The following is a 25,980-nucleotide window of genomic DNA, read 5'->3' on the forward strand; positions in this document are numbered from 1 at the left end:
ACTTACACCCCTACACCCCTACACCCCTACACCCTTATCTTTGTGCCATTCGACTAATGACCAATGAGTAATTATTTAGCCATCGCCACTTTAACTGCAACTCTACAAAGAGCATTGCAAGCTAGCGTACAAGTAGATGTGGATGGTGCGAGGGTGACAACCGTTAGACCCGATCGCTTGAATGGTGCTTCGCCTGAAGTTGGAGTTAATATTTATCTTTACGATATTTTGCAGAACAACGCTTGGCGCAGCGCTGATTTAAGACAACGCTACTCAGATGATAAATATACCAAGCGATCGCAAACAGGTTTGGATCTCTATTATTTGCTAAGTTGTTACGGTAACGAGGTAGAGCTAGAACCACAGCGCTTGATCGGTAGCATTATCCGCACTTTAAATAGCAAATCCATTGTTACCCAAGAAATGATTCGGGAGACTGTAGCAGACTCAACTTTTACATTTTTGGCAGATTCTAACTTAGCCGAACAAGTTGAGACGATCGCAATTTCCCCCGTTGATTTGAATGTCGAAGAAATATCTAAAATTTGGTCTGTATTTTTTCAGACTCCTTATTCTCTATCACTGGCTTATAAAGTGAGTGTGATCTTAATCGACAGCGGCGAGATAGCCAAAAAACCTTTGCCTGTACGCAATCTTCAACGTCATGTTACGCCATATCAACCAGCGATCGCCCAAATCAAAGTACTAGAAGAAAAAACTAATCTTTGGCAAACACAGCTAACAGCAACACCCTTAATTCTTGCTACCAGCACCTTGCTAATTCAAGGTAACAAGTTAAGTGCAGACAATATCCAAGTACGCATCGGTGATGTCAAAGTAACCCCACAAAATGTAACCGACAGACAAATAACTTTGGATCTCTTCTCTATACCTGTAGAATCTTTGCGGGCGGGTGTCCAGAGTATACAAGTAATTCATCCCCAGCAACGTGTTAGTTCAAATGTCGTGCCCATTTTGTTACGCCCTACTATTCAGGAAGTTACAGTATCTAATTTACAGGGGAGGGGTAATGACACGCGATCGGCTGAAATTACAGTATTAGTCAATTTCACCATTGATAAAGCCCAGCAAGTAACTTTGTTACTCACCGAACTTTCACTTGCACAATTTGCAGGATATTCTTGCGATCAAACCAAGCATCGACGTGGCAATTCTCACTCTATTACCTTTGCTATTAGTGATTGTTTGCCAGGAACTTATCTAGTCCGCCTACTCGTAGATGGTGCAGAAAGTCTTTTTACAGTCGATACAGATCCAAACAGTGCGACATTCGAGCAGTATATCGGTCCTGTAGTAGTGATTTCGTAATTGCCTAAGAATTATACCAATTCTCTAAAATGAGGCAACACATTCAAACCCTCAAAGCCATGCCATATCTGACTTTCTGAATTACGAATTACGAATTGGTATTATTAGTCATTGGTTAAAAGACTTATAGCTGATGTAATTATTCATTTGCTAAAAAAACTTTATGAAAAATGAGTTATTAATTCAAAATTATGAATGGCAAGAAGCTAACTATAATTATTTGATGAACGCGCTAGGTGTAGTTCGCAATGCATTAATGGCGACAAACGAAGAACGAAAAAATATCACACCAACACTCAGCACTAATAATGCACTCAACACTCTTTGTAATACTTTTGGTTTAACAGATTTTGAGCGCAATGTGTTGTTACTGTGCGCGGGTATGGAATTAGATCCAAATTGGGGCTTTTTATGTGCCAATACTAAAACTGGTATTACCCAACCTTATCCCACTTTTATGCTGGCGATCGCAGCGTTACCGCAACCTCATTGGAGCGCTTTCACACCTAATGCACCTTTACGACGCTGGCAGTTAATTCAAATTGCGGAAGGTTCTGCTCTGAATCTCAGCCCACTCAGAATTGACGAACGGGTGTTGCATTATCTTATAGGTTTAAATGATTTAGATCCAAGGTTGCAGAATATTGTAAAGCCTGTAAAAATGCCCAATGCAAATAATGTACCATCCCATTTGCAGCTAGCCAAACAACTGGCAACAACTTGGACGGACGCAAATAAAAGTGGAGAATTGCCAGTAATCCAATTATGTGGAAATGAAGTAACTAGTAAAAGAGCGATCGCATCTACAGCCTGTAAATTACTCAACCTTAATTTACACCTAATATCTGCTGGGGCGATTACCAGCCTCCGCAACAACGAGATGAATGACTTGTTACGCCTGTGGGAACGCGAAGCCATTCTAAATAACAGCGCTTTGTTACTCGATTGCGATGAAGTGGATAGTACAGAGCCAGTTAAAGAAAATGCGATCGCTCATTTAATTGAAAATATCTCCAGTCCTTTAATTATTACCAGTCGAGATCGACGACGATCGCTCCAACGTCTTTTAATTAACATTGAAGTTCCCAAACCCAGCACCACCGAACAACGTGCAATCTGGCAAGATGCTTTAGGTAAAGCAGCCACCAGCCTCAACGGACACGTAGATATCTTAGTATCTCACTTCAGCCTCAGCGCCTCGACAATTTACACAGTTTGTAGTGAAGCGAGGGGGAGATGGGGAGTAAGAGGAGCAGGGAGAGCTGGGGAGGCTGGGGGAGAATTAGAACTTGAAGCATCTAACTCTTGTACAGACGCGATTCGCGTCTCTACTTCCAACTCCTGTACAGACGCGATTCGCGTCTCTTCACTCAGCACTCTATTGTGGGATACCTGCCGTTCGCAAGCTCGTCCGCGTTTAGATGAATTGGCTCAACCGATTGAAATAGGTGCTACCTGGGATGAATTAGTCTTGCCAGAAGCACAGCGTCAAGTTTTACGGGATATTACTGCTCATGTGCGCCAACGGGCAAAAGTATACGAGCAATGGGGATTTGGCAATAAAGGAGGACGAGGTTTAGGTATTAGCGCCTTATTTGCCGGTGCTAGCGGTACTGGTAAGACAATGGCAGCAGAAGTAATTGCCCAGGAATTACGCCTAGATTTGTACCGCATTGATTTGAGTTCAGTTGTTAGCAAGTACATTGGCGAAACAGAGAAAAACTTGCGACGGGTATTTGATGCAGCCGAAACTGGAGGAGCGATTTTACTTTTTGATGAAGCAGATGCTTTATTCGGCAAGCGTAGCGAAGTCAAAGACAGTCACGATCGCCATGCCAATATTGAAGTAGGCTATTTGCTACAACGCATGGAATCCTATCGGGGTTTAGCAATTCTTACCACCAATTTAAAAGCTTCGTTAGATCAAGCATTTCTGCGCCGGATTCGATTTATTGTTCAGTTCCCCTTCCCCGATGCCAACCAGCGCACCGAGATTTGGCAGCGGATTTTTCCCTCTCAAACACCAACCCAAGATTTAGACCCCAGCAAGTTGGCAAAGTTAAATGTATCTGGCGGTAATATTCGCAACATTGCTCTGAATGCTGCTTTTTTAGCAGCCGATGCTGGAGAATCAGTCGAGATGAAACATATCTTACAGGCAGCTAAGAGCGAGTACGCTAAGTTAGAACGACCCCTGACAGATGCAGAAGTAAAAGGGTGGATTTGAACCAATTATTTTTCAATGGTCATGTAAACTACCCCTTGCTCCCCCAGTTCTGTTATCCCCATTACCCTCGCTATTGCTGCACAGTCAAAGTGTACTTACGTTCCACTCCAGGATTAAAAGTTCCTACCCAAATGCGATAGGTTCCTTTTTTCCAATCGCGATCGTCAACGCTAGCGTCTTTCTTCTTTCCAGTGTCATCACCACAGCGAATATTGTTTTCGTCTGGCCCTTGAATGAGTAAAGTCGTATCGTAGCCCCGGCTGTTGACTAATATTTTTAGGTGAGAAAAGTCTTTCTCTAAAATCATAATGTGGTCTGGTTTGGGATCGGCAAAGCCAATACAAACTTTTCGCTCGCGATCGCGGTTACTCATAGCAGACAAAGGGTAAGAACCACCCGTGTAACCTGCAACTTTTCCCTTAACTAGCTCAAAACCTGGCGATAGGTTGAATGCACCAAAATTTGATGTCTCTGCTATTACAGGTGTAGCATTTACAACAGCAAATACAGCTAATAACCAACCGCCTCGAAAATAAGGTAGGAGACGAGAATATTTCATAATAGCCCTCCATCGGGCTTTTAAAATAGTAATGATATATACATATTCTAGTCAAACAAATCTCATAAATTCTGGTTTTTGTACCACATTATAATGTGCCACAACTAATAATTTGGAAAGCAAGATAAGTGAAAACCAAAGCAAAGTTTTTACATTTTTCTTCTAAATTTTACTAAACTTTTACAAGATAATTGTAACGGTGAACGTAACAGCGCCCCTACCCGTGTACCTCATTTACCTGAAAAACGCTGTATATGGGTCAAACATGCTAACTAATTTAAACTGCAAAAAATAATGTAGGATGCTTTCGGTAAAGGATTAACGCACTAAATAAAAGAGAAATTATGCGTTACACTTAACTATTACACCCTACAGAATTTTTATAATTCAAAGATACAAAAACTATTGATAGAACTGAAAGAAAAGACCATTTTTGATTGATTCTGGTTCGCTACCATAACTACTGACTGTTAGCGATCGCAGATTATTGAAAAACGGTTTGCCTACTACTTCTAACAACTTCAAAACAGGTAACTGACGCTCTAACAAAGGTTGACTTTTTTTCCAGTCGAGATAAAGATATCCTTGGTTGGGTTGGGGAATAGCAGCGATACTATTTTGGAAACTCCGATTGTTATTTAATGAATTTTCTTTGACTGTAATAACTTCATTTAGCGTTTCCAAGTTGGAGGCGAAAATTTCATAATTGTCCAGAGTTGTATGTACTCCCTGTACTTTTGCCTCAATGCTATATAACGATCGGTCTTTAGCATCGCTTTGTTTAACAGTAGGTTTTAACTCTGTCCAAGCAAAGATTTTTTGCTTGTCTAGGTTCAAAGAATTCGTACTAAGTCCATTTGCCGAAGCGATCGCATCTAAGCGAGAAATGCCTGCTGCTACATCCTCTAATTTTTCCACTGCAAACAGCCAATCGGGAGTTATTTTATCCTCACGAGGTAACAATGCTATGGCGTATTCTCCTTTTACCCAGCTAAAGATATCCTCTTGCAAGTCAATGCCTTTACTTTTTTGGATATCTGCTAAAGGTTGTACTAATCTAGAAATTACATCTGTCCCAGAACCAGATATAGCTGTTTTTACTTGTGCCCAGAGTTGAGCTAAATTGCTGTTACTTAAATCGTTCAAATTCGCACCAGAAATTGCCAAACCTGCCGACACTGGAATATATTTCAGTGCCTCCACCGGTTTAGATAGTAATGGTGATGGCGGAACAATTGCCGATGAAGTTAAAAAACTAGTTTCTGCTAAAACACCTTTAGGATTTAATGACAAGGAAATAATTTCGCTGTTGTAATTTGGTTGTGACAGTTCTAATCCTTGCCATTGTGCTACAGTAGGAAGATTGAGGAAAGCTAATGCTATAGAGCCTTTGGGCAGTTTTTGAGCAGCTTTTTGATATTGAGAGAAACTGTTTAAATTTAGATCGGGTGCTTGGACGTTATTAATTGCGTCTCGCAGTACTTTCGGATCGTTAGCAAACAAGACAAAGCCATCAACAACTGCGCCAGCGAGTGAATCTTGTTGCGATCGCGAATTGTCGTAGAGCAGTTTCGCTCCTTCGTATTGTTCTACAGTTAGATTAGCTCCAGCTAACACCCGTTTAGAAAACAATAACTCTACAAATTCGCGGCTTTTATCTGGTTTATTGGTTGCTAACGCCATTAGATATCCTGGCTGTTTGCCATTTTCCAAATCGCGATCCATGTCTAAAGTTGTGACAGCTAGTGTAATTTCATTTCCTAGCCAAGGTTGAATATCTTGTTTGTAATCTATGCCACTCTTAGCCAAGAAACTGGTTTTGAGTTTAGATAATTCTCCTTCACGTTCCAAAGCCTGCAAACTGTCGGGATTTGTCAGCAAAGATACCATGACAGGTGCAAGTTTAGATACAAATATGGTAGCACCAGGTTGAGAACTAGAGGCAGTCAAGTTAACTGGACTTTTGACGAAAAACCAGTAAAAGCCGAAGATAACAATTACTAGTAGGGCGATCGCACCAGCTACGACAAAACCGAGGAATGAGCGTTGCCTATTCACATTAGACATACTAGAAAAAAGTATTTAAGGATAAAGGATGAAGTTTGAAAATTTGAACTTCATAAGTTATTAGGCATAAAAGTTACAGATTAACTCCAGACCAACATTCAATAATCATCTTTAAGAAATGCTCGTGCTAGGGTACAGATTTTCTGCCACCATAAATAATATAGGATTGTCTACAAAAACCTTATGACTGGGAAATCTTTCGATCCACCCATTACTCAAATTAGTGTAGAAGAACTGGCACAAAAGCTAGCTTCTAATGATACAAGTATTCAGTTAGTCGATGTGCGAGAACCACAAGAATTAGCGATCGCCAGCCTTGAGGGCTTTGTCAATCTACCTCTGAGTGAATTTGTCCAATGGGGCGATGAAGTACCAACAATGTTCAATCCTCATGTTGAAACTCTTGTGCTATGTCATCACGGTGTCCGTTCTGCCCAGATGTGTCAGTGGTTAGTTGCTCAAGGCTTTACAAATGTTAAAAATATTGCGGGCGGTATAGATGCTTATTCACTTTTAGTTGACCCTTCAGTTCCGCAATATTAGCTCATCGTCTCATAGTTCATAGCATTGTTCGTTAGGGACTGACGCTTTCATACGAACAATGCTACTCTTAATACAACATCGCAAAGATAAAAGTTTCGCTTAAAAAGCTGATGACTCTGTTCATATGCAGAATTACTTTATTGCACGTATATCTGAAGCAGCCAAAAAAACTAGTATATTAAGATACAATATACATTTATATAATGTGCGAAATTACTTAAACAAACATTAAATACTTTGTAAATTACAGCAGTGATTTTGCTGACAAAAGTGAAGCTTGATGAAATAGCAATTTTAAGCCGTATTATAGTAATTAGATATATAACTAAATATTCTACTGTTTTAATTAACTATTATTAATCTTTTTCGTTTCAAGTCTCAAATTTTTTTCAAGTTTGATAAAAATTTGCCTACAGCAAAACATACCCTATGGAAGTTCAGTTGACAAATCGACAACAGCATATACTTTGGGCAACGGTACGTCACTATATCGCTACGGCAGAGCCTGTTGGTTCAAAAGCTTTAGTTGAGGAGTACAATCTGGGTGTTAGTTCAGCGACAATTCGCAATGTAATGGGTGTGTTAGAAAAATCTGGGTTACTTTACCAACCGCATACCTCTGCTGGCAGAGTACCTTCAGACTCAGGTTATCGCATTTATGTTGACCAGTTGATTACACCTTCAGAAGTTTTAGCAAAAGAGGTGGAACTGGCACTACAAAACCGCCTGCATTGGGAAGATTGGAGTTTAGAATCTCTATTGCAAGGGGCTGCCCAAATCTTAGCAACCTTGAGTGGGTGCATTAGCTTGATTACCATGCCGCAAACCACTACAGCAATTTTGCGACATCTGCAATTGGTGCAAATTGAAGCGGGACGGATTGTGTTGATTGTGGTGACAGATAGTTATGAAACCCATTCCAAGTTGATGGATTTGCCGCCACCACAGGAAGAAAAACAACCAGATCCAGAAGTAATCGATCGCGAGTTGCAAATTGTTTCTAACTTTTTGAATAGCCATTTGCGAGGGCGAAGTTTGTTGGAATTAGCCAGCTTAGACTGGAGTCAATTAGATCGAGAATTCCAACGCTATGGGGAATTTTTGAAAAATTCGGTTGCAGAATTAACTCGTCGGACTATCGTACCTGCTGCTACACAAATTATGGTTCGGGGTGTGGCAGAAGTTTTGCGTCAGCCAGAATTTTCTCAATTACAGCAAGTACAAACGCTGATTCATCTGTTAGAAGAAGAACAAGACCAATTGTGGCCGTTAATCTTTGATGAACCAGAGATTGAAGAAACTGGTAAGTCAAGGGTAACGGTTCGCATTGGTGCAGAAAACCCACTAGAACCGATACGTACCTGTACCTTAATTTCTTCCACTTATCGCCGAGGTTCTGTGCCAGTCGGGAGTGTAGGTGTTCTAGGGCCAACGCGCTTAGACTACGAAAGTGCGATCGCAGTTGTAACTGCTGCTGCTGATTATCTCTCGGAAGCTTTCAGTTAAGTCAGGAACGCCCGTACAGGAGATAAGCGGATTTTTATCTGACTAGTAAATGACTACTGGTTTGTGACCTTGATTTATTAGAGACGAAACCAGTAAAATTTTTCTCTAATCAAACTCCGTCTTTGAATAGATAGAGTTTTCCTAATTTTTGGACAAACCTAAAGCTTTGTATTCCTTCTGATTCTTAATACCAATTTGTAATCAAGAAAGTCTATTTCTAGGTTTCCAGGCTTGAATCTATTGCCGTATTTAAGAGAATTGATATAACTCCTAATACCATATTTATTGGTGAGCAAAGAAATTATTAAAGACTTTACAACGTTAAAATAAATTGGTTTTTAAGTTTTTTAATTATTGATGCTGAGAAAAATTACCTTTGGGGTGATATGGCTGGGCCTTATTGTCTATGCTTTTGTGTTTGCCCCTTCCGAACAGCCTGGTACATTTGAGTTGATTAAAAACTTGTCCATTGGTCAGTGGCAAGGCATTGATCCGCTGATTATAGCACTGTTCAACCTCATGGGCATCTGGCCTCTAGTCTACAGTGCAGTAGTTTTCATTGATGGCAGAGGACAAAAAATACCTGTTTGGCCTTTTGCTACCACTTCTTTCGCGGTTGGTGCGTTTGCTGTGTTACCGTACCTAGCATTAAGAGAACCAAATAAAAAGTTTATTGGTAATAAAAATATCTTTCTCAAGCTGCTAGATTCTCGCATAACTGGCTTTATCTTGACTGTAGCCTCAGTTATCTTAGTTGCCTTTGGTTTACAAGGAGGAGATTGGGGAAATTTTGTGCAGCAGTGGCAAACTAATCGCTTTATTCATGTCATGAGCTTAGATTTTTGTCTACTTTGCCTATTATTTCCAGCATTACTAGAAGATGATATGGCGCGTCGCGATTGGAAAAATCCGCAGTTGTTCTGGTTAATAGCCTTGATTCCACTCTTCGGGCCTTTGATTTATTTATGCGTGCGTCCACCTTTACTAGAAGGGGATGCAAAAGCTATATCTAGTCAGCAACAGTTGTCGTAGAGACGCGATTATACTCTTACGAGAAGCCGCTCTTACGAGCGTCTACGCGTCTGTACAAGAGTCAGAAGGCAGTCCCAATGAAAAAATTTTCATCACTATGCATGAAAAAGGAATATTCCCTACACCCTACACCCCACACCCTACACCCTTTTTCAAGGCAGAAGGGCAAGGGGGAGAACTTGATTTAATTCCTTTTCCCCTTACCCTTTCGCCAAGTGTTTCCGTAAGTTATGCTCAAAGAGCGCAACTTGCTATTAGCCATCGGGTGAGGTATTGCGTTAAAATAAGCGATCGCAATCTTAGTTAAGTAATGCCCGGTTATTTCCCGGAGGTGTGATTGACCAAGTTCATTTTAAAAATTCTGTGGTTAGACGAGAACGTTGCCCTAGCAGTCGATCAAGTTGTAGGCAAAGGCACTAGTCCTTTGACTAAGTACTTTTTCTGGCCCAGAAATGATGCCTGGGAAGAGTTAAAAAAGGAATTAGAGTCCAAACACTGGATTAGCGATTTAGATCGCGTCGAGTTGCTTAATAAAGCAACAGAAGTGATTAACTACTGGCAAGAAGAAGGCAGAAACCGCCCGATGGCGGAAGCGCAGTTAAAATTTCCAGAAGTTGCCTTCACTGGTAGTGCTTGATATCGCACAGTTAGCTTCCTTGCTGTTCTACAAGTTGCCACAGTTTAATGGTCTTGTCCCTGCTGCCACTAGCAATCAGTTGTGCAACTTGGCTCACTGCAACGGCAGATACTGAGTCTCCATGACCGCAGAGGGTAGCAATTTCTTCTTTTGTGCTTACTCTCCAAAGTTTAACTGTCTTATCCCAACTTGCACTTATTAACGTTTCGCCATCCACAGTGAAAGCTATTGCTACCACTGACCAGGAATGACCAAACATTGTGCTAATCAACCGACCAGTGTTGACCTCCCACAATTTAATAGTGTTATCATCGCTGCCTGTTGCCAAAACTTTGCCATCTGGACTAAAAGCGATTGTTAAAACCGCCCGTGTATGACCCGAAAGGATGCCTGATAAGGTATAGCATGGGCGGTTTGGCAATTCTCCCTGGGCTGTTTCAATAGCAGCTAACTGCCACAAGCGAATTGTTCGATCGAAACTAGCACTAGCTAAAAGCTGTCCTTGGGGACTAAAAGCCACGGAACTTATTTGTAATTGATGTCCTGTCAGAGTGCAAATTTCTGCACCAGTATTTACATTCCAGAGTTTGATATTCTTATCCCAACTGCCACTAGCGAGAATCTGCCCGTCAGGACTAAAAGCAATTGATTTTACCGTATGTGAATGTCCGCGTAAGGTAAATATTTCTTTAAATGTCTTAAGTTCCCATAATTTAATAGTTTTATCATCGCTAGCAGTTGCCAGAATTTCTCCATTTGGATTAAAAGCAACTGATGTTATTGCTTGGGAATGTCCCGACAAGTTAGCAAAAAGTTTTCTCCTATTTAAATCCCATAATCTAATAATTTTGTCATCACTCCCACTAGCTAAAATATTACTGTCGGGACTTATTGACAAAGTATTAACGCTACTCAAACACTGAGAATAAGTATGCAAGCACTGCCACGGCAATTTTGGAATTTTACATTTTAAATTTTTAACTTTTAATTCTATACCCATCGCCTCCATGACTGCATCGGCTGATTGAAAGCGATCGCTAACAGTATTTTGTAGCAATTTGTCAAGTATTTGTGTTAGGCGATCGCTGACTCTATTAGTAAGATATTGTTGCCAAACCCAGCAATTATTAGCAATATCAAATAAATCAAAAGGAGAAATCTGGGTTAATAGATAAATACAAGTTACACCCAAACTATAAAGGTCGCTAGCGAAAACTGCCTTTCCCTTTGTTTGCTCTGGTGCAGCATATTCTGGACTGCCAATGCTGTTTTCACTTATTAGTTGGTCTAATTCGGTCACGATTTTTGCAGTGCCAAAATCAACTAAGATAAAATTCTCTTGTTTTGGCGAACGAATGATATTCTGGGGTTTAATATCGCGGTGGATGGCATTGCGATCGCTAATATATTTAATAACTGGTAATACATCTTCTAAAAGTTGCCAAATCTGAGTTTCATTGAAAGCACCTTCTTCCTCAATTACTTGAGCTAAATTGTTGCCTTCGATAAATTCTTGTACTAAATAAAAATACTGATTTTGTGGAAAAGAAGCTACTAAGTTAGGAATTTGGGGATGTTTTCCTAATTCCTTGAGAAGCTGTGCTTTTTGCCCCAAGAATTCCAGCTTTTGATTTGCCAAAGAGAATTCTTGAATTACACAAGGAATTGGGGGAAACTGACCCTCATCTACAGCGAGGAAGGTTGTGCAGAATCCCCCTTTACCAATTAGTTTGATTAAACGATAACGTTCTTGTAACAGCATTTCCCTACCGATGCCTAATTTTTTGGTAGAGACGCGCTACGACGGCTCTCTACTTGTCTGTTGGAAATTCCACAACTAACGGAGTAGAACCATTTGACGACGCTGGTGGTGCTTTGGGAACCACTGGTTGTGGATACAAAGGCGTTGGTGTAGTTTCGCCTGGCTTAACTGTTTGATTCCATAAGATCATCGATAGTAGACCATCTACTAAGCCATTGGTGCTACCATTGCTGCCACCGACGAGAACATCAGGGATAAGGCGGACATTGCGATCGCCTATAATCTGCATAATTTGCATTGCTGTATAACCAGATGAACCCAAAGCTTCCACACCAGCACGGTAGGTTTCAGCTTTGGCATTACCTGTAGCCCGAATCCCTTCAGCTTCACCAATTGCTCGCAGTTTTATACCTTCTGCTTCACCATTTGCCTGCTTGATTTGCGCTTGCGCTTTCAAGTCAGCAATGTGTACGCTTTGCTCTGATTTCACCATTTCTTGTTGAATCTCAGCCAACGCTGTCTCTCGCACAAGTTGTTGCCGTTGCGTTTGCGCCATCTGCTGGACTTCATAAGTCTTGCGTTGCTCTTCGGCGATTTTGCGGTCTGTCTGTGTCTGCATTAACGATGCAGGTGGCTGAATATCGCCAATCAGGGTATCAATTGCTTGCACATCATAAGCCCGCAGTGCGGTTTTAATATACTCAGATGCTTCTGTTTGCCGCTCGCTGCGAGCATTCAAAAAGTCTAACACTGTGTAATCTTGAGCTGAGTTGCGGAAGTAATTACCGATGCTTGGCTCCAGCACGTTATCCACTAAATTTTGCATTGCGCCAACACGGGAAATCACCTTCGGAGCATCCAAAGCGCCAACATGGATGATTTGCGACACTTCCAAATCGAAGGCAAACCCATCTTTAGAACGCACGGTCAAAGCTTCTAAATTAGCGTCATATTTGTGCCGTTCAGTACGACCCGACCAGTTCAACACTATATTTATAGTCGGCACTAATTCCACTTTCATGATGCGCGTGTTCAGTGGGTGTTTGCCAGGATACAGAGGTTCAACCCACACGCCTTTATGTCCGGGATTCACTAAGTTACCGTGAGTGAAAGCAGCACCGCTGACATCTTCTTGAGCTTTACCCACAAAGGAAATCACCACGCCTACATAGCCAATGGGAATTTCTGTCATTGGGACTTGTTCGACACTGACGAACCAAGGATTTAGGTTCCAAGAACCAGATAGTAGAATTTGCTCTTGTAAGCCGCGTCGCCCGCGTCCATCCAGAAATTTCTGACCATTCTGGAAGTTATCGTGTCCTTGAATTACAGGGCCAGCGATTTCACCACCAGAAATTGGCACGCCATCCAAGGTAGTAACAATGCCAACTTTGTCCGATGCAACGCTATACACCCGCAATTGTTCGGGACTCATGCCATGAGCAGTCGCATTGGCTGCAACAATTACTTTAAATAAGGCAGTGTTGATGCGATAAGTACCAGCTGTGAGAAAACCCATCTGCCGACCTTTTTCACCACCTTGGGTGAGAAATTTTCGAGCATCTTGGAAATTGTCACAATCAATGATTTTACCCAAGATCCGCTCTGGTGGATTGGATGCACCGTCTGCTGCGACAATTAGGGCGATTTCACCTTGGGGGACAACCACTACCAACTCTTTACGAACCGAGTACTGCCAAGGCCAGTAACCCCAGTGCCAACCAGGAGCCAGAGTGTCAGCCTGCAAGCCAGCTTCGCCGTTCAGGGCAATGAGTCGGTCGGCTGGAAGTCCGCGCCCAGAAAGAGTAAATTTTCTGACCACAATGCCAACTTCACGTTCGCCGATAACTACCAACCCACCAAAGAACAGGGGGACAAAGATGACTAAACCGCCAACTAAAACAACGGGAACGAGTCCCCAAGGTGACAGTTGCATCGCTTGATATGGAATTTTGCTGGTTGCTAACTGAGTGGTGCTTGGTTGTGTCTGACTTAGTTGAACTGATACTGAGTTAATTTCTTTGGCAATAGGTGTTTTTTGAGTAGTAGCATTGGCGGAATTAACAGTGCCCGCTAGCGCCAATGTTGCTATTAAAGATGTTGCCAAATGAGTTAATTTATTTTGTTTGCGCTTACCAAGGAAAGATGAAAAGTTTTTCATAATTTGTGCCCTTCTGGGCAACTAATTACCTAAGTTAACACTTCACTTTGGCTGGGCGAGATTTCTTAAACTTAGTGTAATTTTGTTCGCAAAATTATATGTTGAGTCAGGAGTTAGGAATCAAAGACCTTTGGGCGGGGTAAAGGTTAAAGGACTACGCAAAATTATGAAAAAACGAACCGCAAAGGGCGCAAAGGGCACGAAGTTATAAGAGTTTCAGAGAGTTATTGCGTAAGTCCTAGGTTAAACAGAAGGGGGAAGAACTTTGTTTAATTCCTTGTCTAACGACAAGCCCTTCGGGTGATGCTCCTTCTCCCAAAGAAAGACGCTACGCGAACGTTGTCAAGGTTACGCTAACGGCAATTAGCAACCGATGCAAACCGTGCTTGTCTGCAACTACCTCACCGCTTGGGGTACATGTATTCTCTATAAATGTAAAGACATATTAACTTTTTAAAAGTTGATACAAGTGTGGAATAATACGTAGGCAGTCAATTGAATTTCACCAGCTTAGATTTGTAATAGGTGTAAAACTATGATTGCTCAAAATTACGATGCAACTGATGTTGAAAACAACTTGCTTCGACAAATTAAAGTTAAAGAAAATCAACTAAAAATAGCACAAGAATCTAATATGTTTTATGTGGCTGAAGCATTACAGAGCCAATTGTCAAAGTTAAAATATCAATTATTCGAGATGCAAGACCCTGAATTTCAAGCATTGATGAGTTTAGTAGACGAAATCTGATTTTAGGGAACTCCACGGCAAGTGTTCCACTTGGGAAGCGACTCCGTTGTAGGCGGAACGCCTTCCCGTAGGGTAGGAAGTAAGTTTGGAAACTTGATATCTGGCTGTCCTCGTCTTTGTGGTAAATAAAATTTATTTTCAACCACAAAGTCACAAAGACAGGCAATTCAATGTACTATACCAGCCCGCAAAGCACGGACAGCAGCTTGGGTGCGGTCGGCAACACAGAGTTTACCGAGAATACCTCGAACATGGGTTTTGACAGTGCCGACAGTTAAGTAAAGTTTGTTGGCAATTTCTGCATTGTCACATCCGGCAACAATCAACTCTAAAACTTCTGTTTCGCGTTGAGTCAAGGCACAGGTTTCTATGGTTTTCTCAAGTTCTGGGTCAAGCCCTTCAATCATCACCCTTTTTGTACTTACCCTCGAACTAACATTTTCTTGGCGGACTTGCCGGAGTACAATATCTGCGATCGCTGGGTCTATCCAAGGACTACCTGTATAAGTAGTTTTGACTGCATCCACTAATTTTTCACTTTCAATATCCTTCATGCAATAAGAATCTGCTCCCGCCCCAAAAGCAGCTAACACAGCTTCCTCGCTATTCTGCATGGTTAAAATTAGCAATTTGGTTGTATATTCAGGATTCTCTTGCTGGCATTGCCTGTACTGGCGTGTTAGTTCGATGCCATCCATGTCAGGCAAGCCAATGTCGATAGTGGCAACATCCGGCTTCAGCGCCTTTAGAAGCTGCAACCCATCCGTTGCATTAGCGGCTTCGCCAACAATTTTGATTTCTGCTTCGGTTTGTAAAGCAGCCCTTAAGCCTATTCTAGTAAGGTTGTGGTCTTCAATCACAACGACCCTTATCTCACTCATGGCCGGTTACCTCTACCCGAATCTCTCTAAAGTACACAATAAAATACTTTACCCCTCTATTTGGAAGTTTATACCAAGAGGTAGATATTTAGTATTTTTTTAGCAGACTACATCTATCATAAGTGATAAAAAAACTCTACTGTAATGGGATAACGATTGAGAACGATAAACTCTAACGTTTAGTACATTTGTATGGACTCGCAAGATAGACTTTATTTTTTAAAGACTTAAATCTTAGGGGTTAGGCTGGAGATGGATGAAACGGTAATTAAATAAAATATTTTCCTTGCGATCGAATTAACTATGGTTTCAACTAAATTTGCTAAAAAAGACAGAATTTTGGTTGTTGATGACGTTTATGACAATTTGCTACTACTAGCGGCTATTTTACAAGAAGAAGATTACGAAATTAACTTGGTCGAAGATAGTAAAACTGCTTTAAGTCTAGTTGACGAGTTTCGACCGGATTTAATACTTCTAGATGTGATGATGCCAGAATTAGATGGGTATGAATTTACTCACCGCGTCCGGCAAAATAAGGCACTTCCATACATTCCGATTCTGCTAATTACCGCTCACGTTCAGTCTAGTGTTGTAGAAGGACTGGATGCAGGAGCTGATGACTTTATTCGTAAACCATTCGATCCAGATGAGTTACAAGCACGAGTGCGATCGCTTTTGCGCCTCAAACATAGTATAGACGAACGCGACCACATGGCGAGTCTGCGGGAAGATTTTGTTTCGCGGTTCACTCATGATTTGCGAACCCCTCTTGTAGCAGCAAATCGGGTATTAAAGTTGATGGGAGAAGGAATGTTTTGTGCAGTTACACCAGAATTAATCGAAATAATTCATACTATGATTGGCAGCAATACGGATTTGCTGACAATGGTGAATACATTGTTAGAAGTTTATAGACATGAAGCTGGTTGTAAATACTTAAACATTTCTCCATGTAATATTCAAGAATTAGTTAATGAGGTTATTCAACAATTAAAACCGCTGGCGGAAGAAAAAGGACTAATTTTAAAATTTGGGATGGCAGAGCAGATAAATTACAAGCAAGAAATAAACAGTACTATAATGGGCGATCGCGTAGAATTGCGACGAGTGTTTACAAACATCATCGGCAATGCAATTAAATTTACAGAAAAAGGTTATATTGATGTTCGCTTAAATTTAGCTGACAATGATGTACTCATTGAAATTGAAGATACAGGTTCTGGAATTTCTCAACAAGACCAAGTATTATTATTTGAACGTTTTCGTCCTGGTAAACATCAGGGTTCTGGAAGTGGCTTAGGGCTATATTTATCTCGATATATAATTGAGGCACATCAGGGTTCAATTAAAGTCAAATCTGAACTAGGTTATGGCAGTACATTTACGATCGCTTTGCCGATAAATACTGCTAGTTTAACAACAAAATCTTAAGAATATTTAGTTTAATGAATGGTAAAATTAAATAAAACAGCATTCGGAGATTTTGACTACGAATACTAGACAGAGTCTGTAGACAGACCTGAATTTTTGCAACTACGAACCTTGTTTAGAGTAATTCTCTGGTTCATCAGCTATAAATTAAATAGAGAAAAGCCACTGCGTTACTATCTTTTGCAGAGTTGTAAGAGTGGCATTTATAAGGAAGTGGTTTCGCTGAGTTTATTAGAAAATCCTGGTAAAAGGAATTTATTTAGGAAAAATTAGAGATAAACTCATCAACTTTTTTCTAAATATTTAAACCTGATTAATCCAGAGTCTTCTTAACTTCATCTTTAATATTTTCGGCAGTGTGACGAACTTGAGATTCTGCTTGCTTGGCTTGACCTTCAGCCTTGTCATTTGGATTGCCAGTAATATCGCCAACTACTTCTTGAATTTTACCTTCAACATTTTTAGCTACAGCTTTTGCTCTATCTTCAAGACTCATATTTTCTCCTGTTTACTTTCGATGTATTTACTAAAGGCTTTTTGAGCCATCTAACATTTATAGATTATTCGTTTATTTTTTATTTGCATTCTATCTGGAGAACATAATTTATCAATTTTTGTTATCCATGATATGTAGTTTATTCAAATCTAAACTTATCTTTTAGATTCAAATACCAATCTCTAGATAGAGATAAATACTTCTCTGGCTATACCAAAAGATAAACTGCTTTATGACTATGGATAGACATCACCAAGAGTAGAAAGCTGATAATTTATATAGCTGAGGTCAGTAAGCACCATATCAGTCATAGCCATAATATTTAAACAGATGCACATAGAAAATGACAGCATCTAGTAGTCTGAATACATATATTAAAAAGCAAAGACTCTGCTTTGGGGTGTGCCCCACTACATAGACTCTTGCAACTAAGAGAATATATTCATTTGAAATAGGCAATAGTCGAGTTGTCTAGTTTTTGCTTTATACAGAACTTGATAGGAAATCAGTCTGTAAAAAAGCATATTTAAAACAGTAACACTCACCTAGAGATTCAATACTAGTATTGAATCTCTAGGTGAGGCTTTGAACGCTATCTATAATCTAAAGATTTTTAATATTAGTTCGTCGGATAGATTATAAATATCAGAATCAAATTTTAATATGTACTTATCAAGAACAGAAAACTACACAAAGGAGTGATTGATATGGGTAACATAATTGCTTGGGTAGTTTTAGGTCTAATTGCAGGCGCATTAGCTAAAGCATTTTATCCCGGACATCAAGGAGGCGGCATTATAGCCACTATTGTTCTAGGAATTTTGGGAGCTTTAGTAGGTGGTTATCTCGGTCAGGTTTTGTTAGGTAGTGGGGCAGCGGCAGCAGCATCAGTAGGCGCTTTATCTATTGGAAGTATTATCTTTTCCGTTCTTGGTGCTATGTTGTTGATTTTTCTTTGGGGTTTATTTACTAGACGGGCTGTGTAATAACCTCAAATTAATTAACAATAGTATATAAAGAAAAACTACAGAGAAATGGAAAAAGGAGTACAGCAAAGATCGGTAGGAGTTTTTGCTAGAAGTTCGGATGTAGAATTAGCGCTTTCTGAGCTAAAAGTAGCTGACTTTCCGATGGATAAAGTATCTGTAGTTGCACGCAACAAGGTTGACGAAGAAGCATTAGCTGGAGCAATTACTGGCTTTACTTTAGGTAGTTTAGATAGCCTGTTGGTTGGTTTAGGTTTTTTATCGGTTCCTGGTGTTGGCCCGATAATGTTTGCGGGTGCGGAAGCAACAGCAATTGCAACATCTCTAGCTGGCGGCGCTGTTGGTGCAGCCGCAGGCAGTCTAGCTGGTGCATTGATAGGTCTAGGTATTCCTGAAGATGAGGCGAAAGTCTACAGCGATTTAGTCTCTAAAAGTTTCTACTATTTAGTGATAGTAAGTGGAGCTCAAGAGATTCGTATTGCAGAAAGAATACTTAGACAGTTTGGTATTCAACGATGGGGAGTTTATAAAGTATCCACATCCTTAGCATACCGCTATAAAAATGCAGCTGGTATTTTCGCTCGACGGCAACATACCGAACAAGCACTTACTGAATTAAAAGAAGCTGGTTATCCTATAAGTCAAGTTTCTTTATTTATTAAAGAAACACTTATTAATGACAATCTTAGTAATCTGAATGTCATTAGTAATGATGACTTAACTAACTTAGGAATGCCCGAACATATTGCAAGACATTATAAGTGTCGTCTGACTCCTGGCAGTTATTTGGTAGTCCTTAGTGGAACCGATCTTCAAATTGCTGCGGCAAAAACTATTTTAGAAGCTAACAGGGTTGAAGATTTTCATATCTATGTTCCGTTGGTTGTTAATACGGCTATTAATAAGTTTCAAGTAAGTAGCAGAAATGCTTAAAGAACTATTTGTAAGTCCGAAATTTAACATCGCGGAAGCAGTGCTTACAAAGAGTAAACTAAGTTGATTAAAAGAGAAATAAAGTCGCTAGTTGCTCGGCACAAAGCATGTCTCCTTCTCGTTGAATAAAACTAAGCACGCTATTGTTGGAGTTATGGAGCAAACAGAAGCTTTGTAATAGCAATATTATTTGCTTACTTACCATCAATTATTAAGTAATCTTAAATGCAGGAAGGTAAATTATGAAAAAAATAGCTACTTTTTTAGCTAGTGGCATTTTGTTGTTTAGTGTAGCCGCTTGTAATGATGCTAAAACTTCTAGTGTAGCTCCAAATTCTACCCAAGATGAAGTGAAAACGCCGAGTGCTGAAGAGGCTAAAGATGCTAAACAAGATGCAACCAGCGAAACTCGTCGAAAACAACTCAATGAAGATATTCGCGCGAGAGAACAACGCAACAATACTTTTAATGCAGGCGCAGCAGAAAAAAGATCCGATAAAGATGTTGCCAGTGAGGTTCGTAGTAAATTAGAAGCAAACATACCTGCTAGTGCGCTGGTTGTCGAAACAAAAAATGGTGTAGTAACAGTATCAGGAACTGTTCCTACTCAGCAGCAATACGATAAAATTGCTAACCTAACGAAAGAAATTAAAGGTGTTCAAGGTGTGGAGATTAAAGCTACGGTAGCTGCGGCTAAAACTGAAAAAAAATAACTAGAGAATTATACTTTTGTTGATTTGAGCGTCAGACTACAAATTAGGAATCGGGTATTGGAGGATAGAAAAGATAAAGAATTTTCTATCCTTTTTCTTTGAGTTTGTTTCGTGCCCAAAAAAGGAACTGGAGACTGTAGGATCGGGTTGCATTATTGAAAAAAGTGTAGATAGGGCGAATTTCTACTTTTTTTCATTTTATAAATGCTTTCTTAAAAATTCTATACTCTACTAAATATAATATTTTCCCGCTTAAATTTATCTGTTCGTATTCTCGATAAATTTGTCCGCCAAGCCTTTCTGGGATTTTGCGACTGCGGATATTTGCTCGATCTACAGGATAGATAAGATACTCGTAATCTAAGTTACTCTCAGCCCATTCTTTGAGGGCAGTAATAGTCTCTAACCCATAACCATTACCGTGTGCCGATTTTTTTAGCCAAATACCTAGTTCTGGATGTTTACTATTAAGCTTATGTATACCACTACACCCCAAAAACTCTTGAGAATCTTTATCTAAGATTGCTACCACCAGTTCGTCGCCATTTTGCATATTTGATAGAGATGCACTAAGAAATAATTCCGTTTCGGAAATATTTTGAGGTGAGCGTGGATGCATGTAAGTAGTAATTTCCTCCGTAAATTCTCTAAAAATCACTTCTTTGTATGCCAGTGAAATAGACTGCAATAATAAGCGTTTCGTGGATATGGTTAAATTTAAGAGTTTCATAACGCTTTTTCAGCAATGTATTTTGTAAAACTTAGATTTTAAGTTAAATTGCGGCGATTTGGAACACTTGAATTTTTACATCAAAGCTTTTTCTGTATTGGCTGCAACCCAATCTAATGAAAATTCATCAAATCTTCAGAAATAAAAATCTTACTAGTCTTATGAAAGAGCTAAAGTTTTGTTAAGATGCTAATGCTAGGAGATTCTTCACGGGAATTATTCACTCAGCGTGTGAAGAAACAAAAAGTACTAGCAGCATAGAGTTAAAAAGGTGAAGCAATGACCACCTACATTTTCTTTGACGATGCCCTCCGGATGCTTACCAACGCCTTCTTGTTATCAGCAGTGCTGCTAATGGCATTTTCTGGTATAGGTTTGGCAGTCATCGAAACGATTGAAAAGACAGGAGAACGCTAAATTAAGCCCTGGTGGTGTGCTTTTTGCCTTAAGCATGGAGTGCAAGTGTTCGCTGCGAAGCAATCCTGTGAACACTAAACCAACAAAGTCTCACAGCGTTGCAGTATTACCTGAAGTAAAGAAACGTCAAGGGAACTGTACCGCTAATGAGACTCAAATCCAGGAGCCAACTACAATGGGTTTATTTGATACAGTATTGGGCAAGCAAAAACCAGCCCAAGAATTATTCAGTCCAGCAGAAGCTTTGCCGCTATTACCTTGGCAGCTATAGCCTCAGATGGATATCTTGCAGATGAAGAAGCGCGGGGAATCTCTGCTGCGCTATCTCGAATGAAGCTTTTTAGAAGTTATTCTAATGATGTAATGGGTAGGCTGTACTTTGTTTAATGCAGCCAAAGAATCTCTACCCCACGACTTGCGAGAAATAGCTTTTGCAGTAGCTACAGACTTAGTGTTAGCCGATGGTACTGTAACAGAAGAAGAACAAAACTTTTTAAACGACCTGTACCAGGCTTTGGGTATTTCCAGTGAGATAGCACTACAAATCGTGCAAGTGATGTCAATCAAAAACTAGGGGTAGGGTTATAGTAGAGAACAAATTTTCAGCATAATTCAGCTATATGTATTATAGAAACTAAGTGTGCCAAAGAAGCTCAACTTCTTTGGCAATACTTTTAGGATAATTGCGATCGCAATCGCACCCCAATCTGTAAAATATCAACCCTAGGATAGCTGGGGACTGGGGACTGGGTGAAAAGTCTTTTTGTGCTAGGCTCGATCGTTTGTTGATGTCCTAACACTACTGGCTACGGCTATACTTGATATTTTCTGACAAGAATTAGTCGGATTACCTGTACTAACACCAGAAAATCTATAATTTGACTTTACAAATATCAACTTTTATGAATTGGTCTGCTACCCTATCTCAACTAATTGAAGTTCTTTTAGCTCAACCTGTAAACTTATCTGAAGCTGCGTTAGCACAAGTAACTAGTGGGATACAAACAGATAGCCGGATATTAAAGCCAGGTGAAGTATTTTTAGCTTTACGGGGTGAAAAATTTGATGGACACGAGTTTGTTCCCGCAGCGTTCGCCAAAGGTGCTTTAGCTGCCATCGTTGATTATGATTACAACAATCCCGGATTGCCTGCATTACAGGTCAAAAATACCTTAGAGGCATATCAAAAAATCGGCAGATGGTGGCGCGATCGCTTTGATATTCCCGTGATTGGGATAACGGGTTCCGTGGGGAAAACCACAACCAAGGAACTGATCGCCGCTGTCTTAGCAACTCATGGGCGAGTTCACAAAACTTATGGCAATTTCAATAACGAAATTGGTGTCCCGAAAACCCTCCTAGAACTCAATGCCGAACATGACTACGCTGTAATCGAAATGGCGATGCGGGGAAAGGGACAAATTGCCGAACTAACGCAAATAGCGCGTCCTACCATTGGAGTAATTACCAATGTGGGAACGGCACATATTGAGTTATTGGGTTCTGAAGCAGCGATCGCAGAGGCTAAATGCGAATTATTGGCAGAAATGCCCAAGGATAGTGTAGCTATTCTCAACCATGACAATTCTCTGTTAATGGCCACGGCAAAGAAAGTTTGGTCAGGAAAAGTTTTGACTTATGGTTTGTCTGGTGGCGATATCCAAGGAAAATTGATTGATAACGAAACTGTTGACGTAGGCGGAATGCAGCTACCTTTACCCCTACCAGGTCGGCACAACGCTACGAATTTCTTAGCAGCTTTAGCTGTGGCAAAGGTGCTGGAAATTGATTGGTCAACCCTCAAAAGCGGTGTGACTGTGAATATGCCTACAGGTCGATCGCAGCAGTTTGCCTTACCTAATGATGTATTAATCTTAGATGAGACGTATAATGCTGCACCAGAAGCAATGCTAGCGGCGTTACAGTTATTGGCAGACACGCCCGGAAAGCGTAAAATTGCCGTGTTAGGTGCAATGAAAGAATTGGGAGAGCGATCGCAGCAGTTGCACCAAAAAGTTGGCGAAACAGTGCGAAACTTGCAATTAGACGGTTTGTTGGTATTAGTAGACGGACAAGATGCCGAAGCGATCGCGCTGAGTGCTGAAGGAATTCCTTCTGAATGCTTTACCACTCATGCCGATTTGGTTGCCAGATTAAAGACATTTGTTCGAGAGGGCGATCGCTTATTGTTCAAGGCAGCTCATTCAGTCGGATTAGATCGCGTTGTCAATCAGTTTCGAGCAGAATTTTCCAGTTAAGAAAAGCCTTGGCGACTAGAAGTCGCGGCTACACAGACAAAACCCATTTGCGTGGGTTTCCTTGATTTTGTATTAGTCCGCCTCCGCGGACTTTGCTTGTGTAGTAGCGACTTCTAGCCGCCCAAAACTTTTAAAACTCTGCCTATTTGTATCAGACTATTAAATGTACGTAGATTGGTTGCACTTGGGTGGTTATATTAACTAATTAGTTTTAATCCTCAGAACTAATGAAAGCTCCTTGGCAATCTTTATACCCAGTTACATACCCGCAATACACTATTGCTTGTAACGGTTGGGCGCTGAAGCGGCTGTTGAGACTGCTAACTGAACCGCTGAAAAAGCTGAGTCGTTGGAAATTGATTTCACTTGGTAATATTTCGACATCTGTACCCAGTCAAAGCTTTCAATTAGGAGAATTTACAATAGATTGGCAAGGTAGCGATACAAAACAGCCTTGTTTAAAGATTGTCCATCAAAGTAACCAAGCAAAAGTGATATGGCAGACATCCCCAGGTCAGAGTTTTATCAGTGGAGGTGATGTCAGCCTCACTATTACTGAGGAACGAGGTTCTATAGAAATTGACGAACAAAAACAAGCAGAGTTTAGCGATCAAATTGTTGACGCAATTAAGCAAGAAGGCGATACTTTGCTGATTCATGGTCGTCTCCAAAATCGCCAAAATACTAGTGACGAACCCCAATATGTCTTAACATTGCGAACTATTGGGTTAAAAGAACTTGATTTTCAACTACAAATTGGCGATGGAAATGTCAATGAGACGCAGTTGCAATTCATCACCTCCCCAGACGAACACTTTTACGGTTTTGGAGAGCAATTTTCTCAAATCGACTGCAAAGGACAATGGATACCAATCATTTGCGAGGAGGGAGGAATTGGTCGTGGCGATCGCGGCCCCAAAACCTTGAATCTTTTAGGTGTTGCTGGTAATAGATTTTCCAGTTATGCCCCTATCCCCTATTTTGTAACCAACAAGGGGCGATCGATATTTTTGAATAACACCGAACCCTCAATTTTCAACTTGCGCGATCCGCAAATTGCAACTATCCGAGTTTCATCTAGTTGTATGCAAGGGCGAATTCTTTGCGGTGAGACACCCCTAGATATTATTGAACTTTACACCAACCATGTAGGACGGATGTCACCGCTTCCCGATTGGTTGAATAATGGGGCAGTGGTAGGTATGCAAGGAGGTACGCAGCTAGTTAGGCAAGTGTGGTCGCAGTTGCGCGAACTCGACACCCCCATTGCCGGATTTTGGTCGCAAGATTGGGTCGGTCAACGCCGCACAATCGCGGGAAAACAATTGTGGTGGAACTGGCAACTCGATGAAACTGTTTATCCAGGTTGGCAGCAGTTGGTAAGTGACTTAGCACAAGCAAAAATTGCGGTTGGAGTATATGTCAATCCCTTTCTAGTCGATCGCCCGCACAAATCCAACCTGCAACAGCGTAATCTCTATACAGAAGCCTTACAACAAGGCTTTGTCGTCAAGAAAAATCAAGGCGAACCGTATCTCATCGAAAGTACCGACTTTTCGGCAGCTTTGCTCGATTTAACTAATCCAGATGCTCGTAAATGGTTTAAAAATGTCCTTAAAGAAGAAGTGCTAGGCAAAGGCGCGAAATTTTGGATGGCTGACTTTGCCGAAGCAGCACCCTTTGAGGGAATTTATGCTAGCGATGAATCTGGGCTACTTTATCACAACCAATATCCCGTTGATTGGGTAAGTCTAAACCGAGAAGCGATTCAAGAAGCAGGTAAAGAAGGCGACGCTTGGTTTTTCAATCGAGCTGGATTTTTGAAAACTCCATCTCACAGCACATGTATGTGGTTAGGAGACCAGAACACTACTTGGGGTAAGAACGATGGCATAGTGAGTGCTGTCAAAGGTGCGATCGCTGGTGGTTTTTCTGGATTGAGTATCAACCACAGCGATATTGGTGGCTATACAAGTATTGCTAACCCGATTCTGGAAGCTATCGGCGTGGGATTTAGGCGATCGCGGGAATTACTTTATCGCTGGATGGAACTGAACGCTTTCACTCCCGTATTCCGCACCCACGAAGGCAATCAGCCAGATAAAAACGTTCAATTTTATACAGATAAAGATACCCTGGCAACTTTCAGTTATTGGGCGAAAGTTTATGCCGCGCTGGCTGGATATCGCCAACAGTTAATGGCAGAAGCAGCAAAAAAAGGATATCCCATGCTTCGCCACCTGATTTTGCATTATCCTGACGATCCGAATGTGTATCAACTTGAAGAACAGTTTCTCTTAGGGAGCGAGTTCTTAGTAGCACCAGTGCTGAAGCCAGGGAAAAAGAAGGTCAACGTATATTTTCCGGCTGGCGAGTGGGTTCACTTGTGGAGTGGCAAGACATATAGCATGACAATAGGTATACGGCAAAAAGTACCCGCTCCCCTCGGACAACCTGCTGTATTTTATCGCCAAGGGTCTCAAGCAGCTGAATCAGTTGTGGAGACTCTGAAGGTAAAAAATTTACTTAACACGCCATAGGAGGCAGGGGAGCAAAGCTTT

General features: G+C 40.8%; 22 protein-coding genes and 1 pseudogene. 16 read left to right on the forward strand and 7 right to left on the reverse strand.

Translation table 11 applies throughout. From position 1 onward, the window contains the following. The first annotated feature begins 63 nt into the window (after window positions 1-63). Both I8752_RS03520 and I8752_RS03525 read left to right on the forward strand, forming a co-directional pair. Window positions 64-1,329, forward strand: coding sequence for a DUF4255 domain-containing protein (locus tag I8752_RS03520; RefSeq protein ID WP_214430948.1), 1,266 nt, complete (start codon window positions 64-66; stop codon window positions 1,327-1,329). 163 nt (window positions 1,330-1,492) lie between these two features. Next, window positions 1,493-3,556, forward strand: a complete 2,064-nt coding sequence (locus tag I8752_RS03525) for an ATP-binding protein (RefSeq protein ID WP_214430949.1) — start codon at window positions 1,493-1,495, stop codon at window positions 3,554-3,556. Between the two features lie 70 nt (window positions 3,557-3,626). Here I8752_RS03525 and I8752_RS03530 read toward each other — a convergent pair whose 3' ends face one another. Both I8752_RS03530 and I8752_RS03535 read right to left on the reverse strand, forming a co-directional pair. Next, window positions 3,627-4,115 carry a hypothetical protein gene (locus I8752_RS03530; RefSeq protein WP_214430950.1) on the reverse strand — a complete coding sequence of 163 codons (489 nt, stop codon included), beginning with the start codon at window positions 4,113-4,115 and terminating at the stop codon, window positions 3,627-3,629. 402 nt (window positions 4,116-4,517) lie between these two features. Further along, entirely contained in the window at window positions 4,518-6,182 is a 1,665-nt protein-coding gene (locus I8752_RS03535; protein WP_214430951.1) for a DUF3352 domain-containing protein, read from the reverse strand. 183 nt (window positions 6,183-6,365) lie between these two features. On the opposite strand from I8752_RS03535, the gene I8752_RS03540 reads away from it, so the two are divergent. The 5 genes from I8752_RS03540 (at window position 6,366) to I8752_RS03560 (ending at window position 9,900) form a co-directional block, all read left to right on the forward strand. Next, window positions 6,366-6,725 carry a rhodanese-like domain-containing protein gene (locus tag I8752_RS03540; protein WP_214430952.1) on the forward strand — a complete coding sequence of 120 codons (360 nt, stop codon included), beginning with the start codon at window positions 6,366-6,368 and terminating at the stop codon, window positions 6,723-6,725. A 429-nt stretch (window positions 6,726-7,154) separates the two neighbouring features. After that, on the forward strand, window positions 7,155-8,231 hold the full coding sequence (hrcA, locus tag I8752_RS03545; RefSeq protein WP_214430953.1) for a heat-inducible transcriptional repressor HrcA: 1,077 nt from the start codon (window positions 7,155-7,157) through the stop codon (window positions 8,229-8,231). A 357-nt stretch (window positions 8,232-8,588) separates the two neighbouring features. Continuing rightward, window positions 8,589-9,263 (forward strand): DUF2834 domain-containing protein, encoded by a 675-nt coding sequence (locus I8752_RS03550; RefSeq protein ID WP_214430954.1) that lies wholly within the window; start codon window positions 8,589-8,591, stop codon window positions 9,261-9,263. Continuing rightward, window positions 9,226-9,570, forward strand: a complete 345-nt coding sequence (locus I8752_RS03555; RefSeq protein WP_214430955.1) for a hypothetical protein — start codon at window positions 9,226-9,228, stop codon at window positions 9,568-9,570. Before I8752_RS03550 ends, I8752_RS03555 begins: the two co-directional genes overlap by 38 nt. A gap of 30 nt (window positions 9,571-9,600) precedes the next feature. Continuing rightward, window positions 9,601-9,900, forward strand: coding sequence for a 30S ribosomal protein PSRP-3 (locus I8752_RS03560; RefSeq protein ID WP_045870192.1), 300 nt, complete (start codon window positions 9,601-9,603; stop codon window positions 9,898-9,900). 10 nt (window positions 9,901-9,910) lie between these two features. Here I8752_RS03560 and I8752_RS03565 read toward each other — a convergent pair whose 3' ends face one another. Continuing rightward, window positions 9,911-11,662 carry a serine/threonine-protein kinase gene (locus I8752_RS03565; protein ID WP_214430956.1) on the reverse strand — a complete coding sequence of 584 codons (1,752 nt, stop codon included), beginning with the start codon at window positions 11,660-11,662 and terminating at the stop codon, window positions 9,911-9,913. 49 nt (window positions 11,663-11,711) lie between these two features. After that, the gene (locus I8752_RS03570; protein WP_214430957.1) at window positions 11,712-13,823 is read right to left on the reverse strand and encodes an SPFH domain-containing protein; all 2,112 of its coding nucleotides are present in this window, start codon (window positions 13,821-13,823) and stop codon (window positions 11,712-11,714) included. Window positions 13,824-14,358: 535 nt separating this feature from the next. Here I8752_RS03570 and I8752_RS03575 point away from each other — a divergent pair. After that, window positions 14,359-14,571 carry a hypothetical protein gene (locus I8752_RS03575; RefSeq protein WP_214430958.1) on the forward strand — a complete coding sequence of 71 codons (213 nt, stop codon included), beginning with the start codon at window positions 14,359-14,361 and terminating at the stop codon, window positions 14,569-14,571. Window positions 14,572-14,738: 167 nt separating this feature from the next. Here the strand turns inward: I8752_RS03575 and I8752_RS03580 are convergent, their stop codons facing one another. Then, window positions 14,739-15,452, reverse strand: coding sequence for a response regulator (locus I8752_RS03580; protein WP_214430959.1), 714 nt, complete (start codon window positions 15,450-15,452; stop codon window positions 14,739-14,741). 303 nt (window positions 15,453-15,755) lie between these two features. Here I8752_RS03580 and I8752_RS03585 point away from each other — a divergent pair, with 303 nt between their 5' ends. Continuing rightward, window positions 15,756-16,886, forward strand: a complete 1,131-nt coding sequence (locus tag I8752_RS03585) for a sensor histidine kinase (RefSeq protein ID WP_214430960.1) — start codon at window positions 15,756-15,758, stop codon at window positions 16,884-16,886. Between the two features lie 313 nt (window positions 16,887-17,199). Here I8752_RS03585 and I8752_RS03590 read toward each other — a convergent pair whose 3' ends face one another. Then, a complete protein-coding gene (locus tag I8752_RS03590; RefSeq protein ID WP_214430961.1) occupies window positions 17,200-17,382 on the reverse strand; it encodes a CsbD family protein in 183 nt (60 codons plus the stop codon). Window positions 17,383-18,089: 707 nt separating this feature from the next. Between I8752_RS03590 and I8752_RS03595 the strand changes: the two genes are divergently transcribed. The 3 genes from I8752_RS03595 (at window position 18,090) to I8752_RS03605 (ending at window position 20,014) form a co-directional block, all read left to right on the forward strand. Next, the gene (locus tag I8752_RS03595) at window positions 18,090-18,368 is read left to right on the forward strand and encodes a GlsB/YeaQ/YmgE family stress response membrane protein (protein WP_214430962.1); all 279 of its coding nucleotides are present in this window, start codon (window positions 18,090-18,092) and stop codon (window positions 18,366-18,368) included. A 48-nt stretch (window positions 18,369-18,416) separates the two neighbouring features. Further along, window positions 18,417-19,301 (forward strand): hypothetical protein, encoded by an 885-nt coding sequence (locus I8752_RS03600; RefSeq protein ID WP_214430963.1) that lies wholly within the window; start codon window positions 18,417-18,419, stop codon window positions 19,299-19,301. Window positions 19,302-19,543: 242 nt separating this feature from the next. Beyond that, window positions 19,544-20,014: a BON domain-containing protein gene (locus tag I8752_RS03605; RefSeq protein ID WP_214430964.1), complete on the forward strand. Its 471-nt coding sequence runs from the start codon at window positions 19,544-19,546 to the stop codon at window positions 20,012-20,014. Window positions 20,015-20,207: 193 nt separating this feature from the next. Here the strand turns inward: I8752_RS03605 and I8752_RS03610 are convergent, their stop codons facing one another. Beyond that, window positions 20,208-20,744 (reverse strand): GNAT family N-acetyltransferase, encoded by a 537-nt coding sequence (locus I8752_RS03610; RefSeq protein ID WP_214430965.1) that lies wholly within the window; start codon window positions 20,742-20,744, stop codon window positions 20,208-20,210. Window positions 20,745-21,023: 279 nt separating this feature from the next. Between I8752_RS03610 and I8752_RS03615 the strand changes: the two genes are divergently transcribed. From I8752_RS03615 to I8752_RS03630, 4 genes and pseudogenes are all read left to right on the forward strand, one after another. Further along, window positions 21,024-21,161 (forward strand): hypothetical protein, encoded by a 138-nt coding sequence (locus I8752_RS03615; protein ID WP_214430966.1) that lies wholly within the window; start codon window positions 21,024-21,026, stop codon window positions 21,159-21,161. 175 nt (window positions 21,162-21,336) lie between these two features. Continuing rightward, window positions 21,337-21,735, forward strand: a pseudogene (locus I8752_RS03620) (tellurite resistance TerB family protein). 328 nt (window positions 21,736-22,063) lie between these two features. Beyond that, on the forward strand, window positions 22,064-23,419 hold the full coding sequence (locus I8752_RS03625; protein WP_214430967.1) for a UDP-N-acetylmuramoyl-tripeptide--D-alanyl-D-alanine ligase: 1,356 nt from the start codon (window positions 22,064-22,066) through the stop codon (window positions 23,417-23,419). 227 nt (window positions 23,420-23,646) lie between these two features. Beyond that, on the forward strand, window positions 23,647-25,959 hold the full coding sequence (locus I8752_RS03630) for an alpha-glucosidase (RefSeq protein WP_214430968.1): 2,313 nt from the start codon (window positions 23,647-23,649) through the stop codon (window positions 25,957-25,959). Window positions 25,960-25,980: the final 21 nt, after the last annotated feature.

It is taken from the genome of Dendronalium phyllosphericum CENA369 (assembly GCF_016056275.1).
Classification (GTDB): domain Bacteria; phylum Cyanobacteriota; class Cyanobacteriia; order Cyanobacteriales; family Nostocaceae; genus Dendronalium; species Dendronalium phyllosphericum.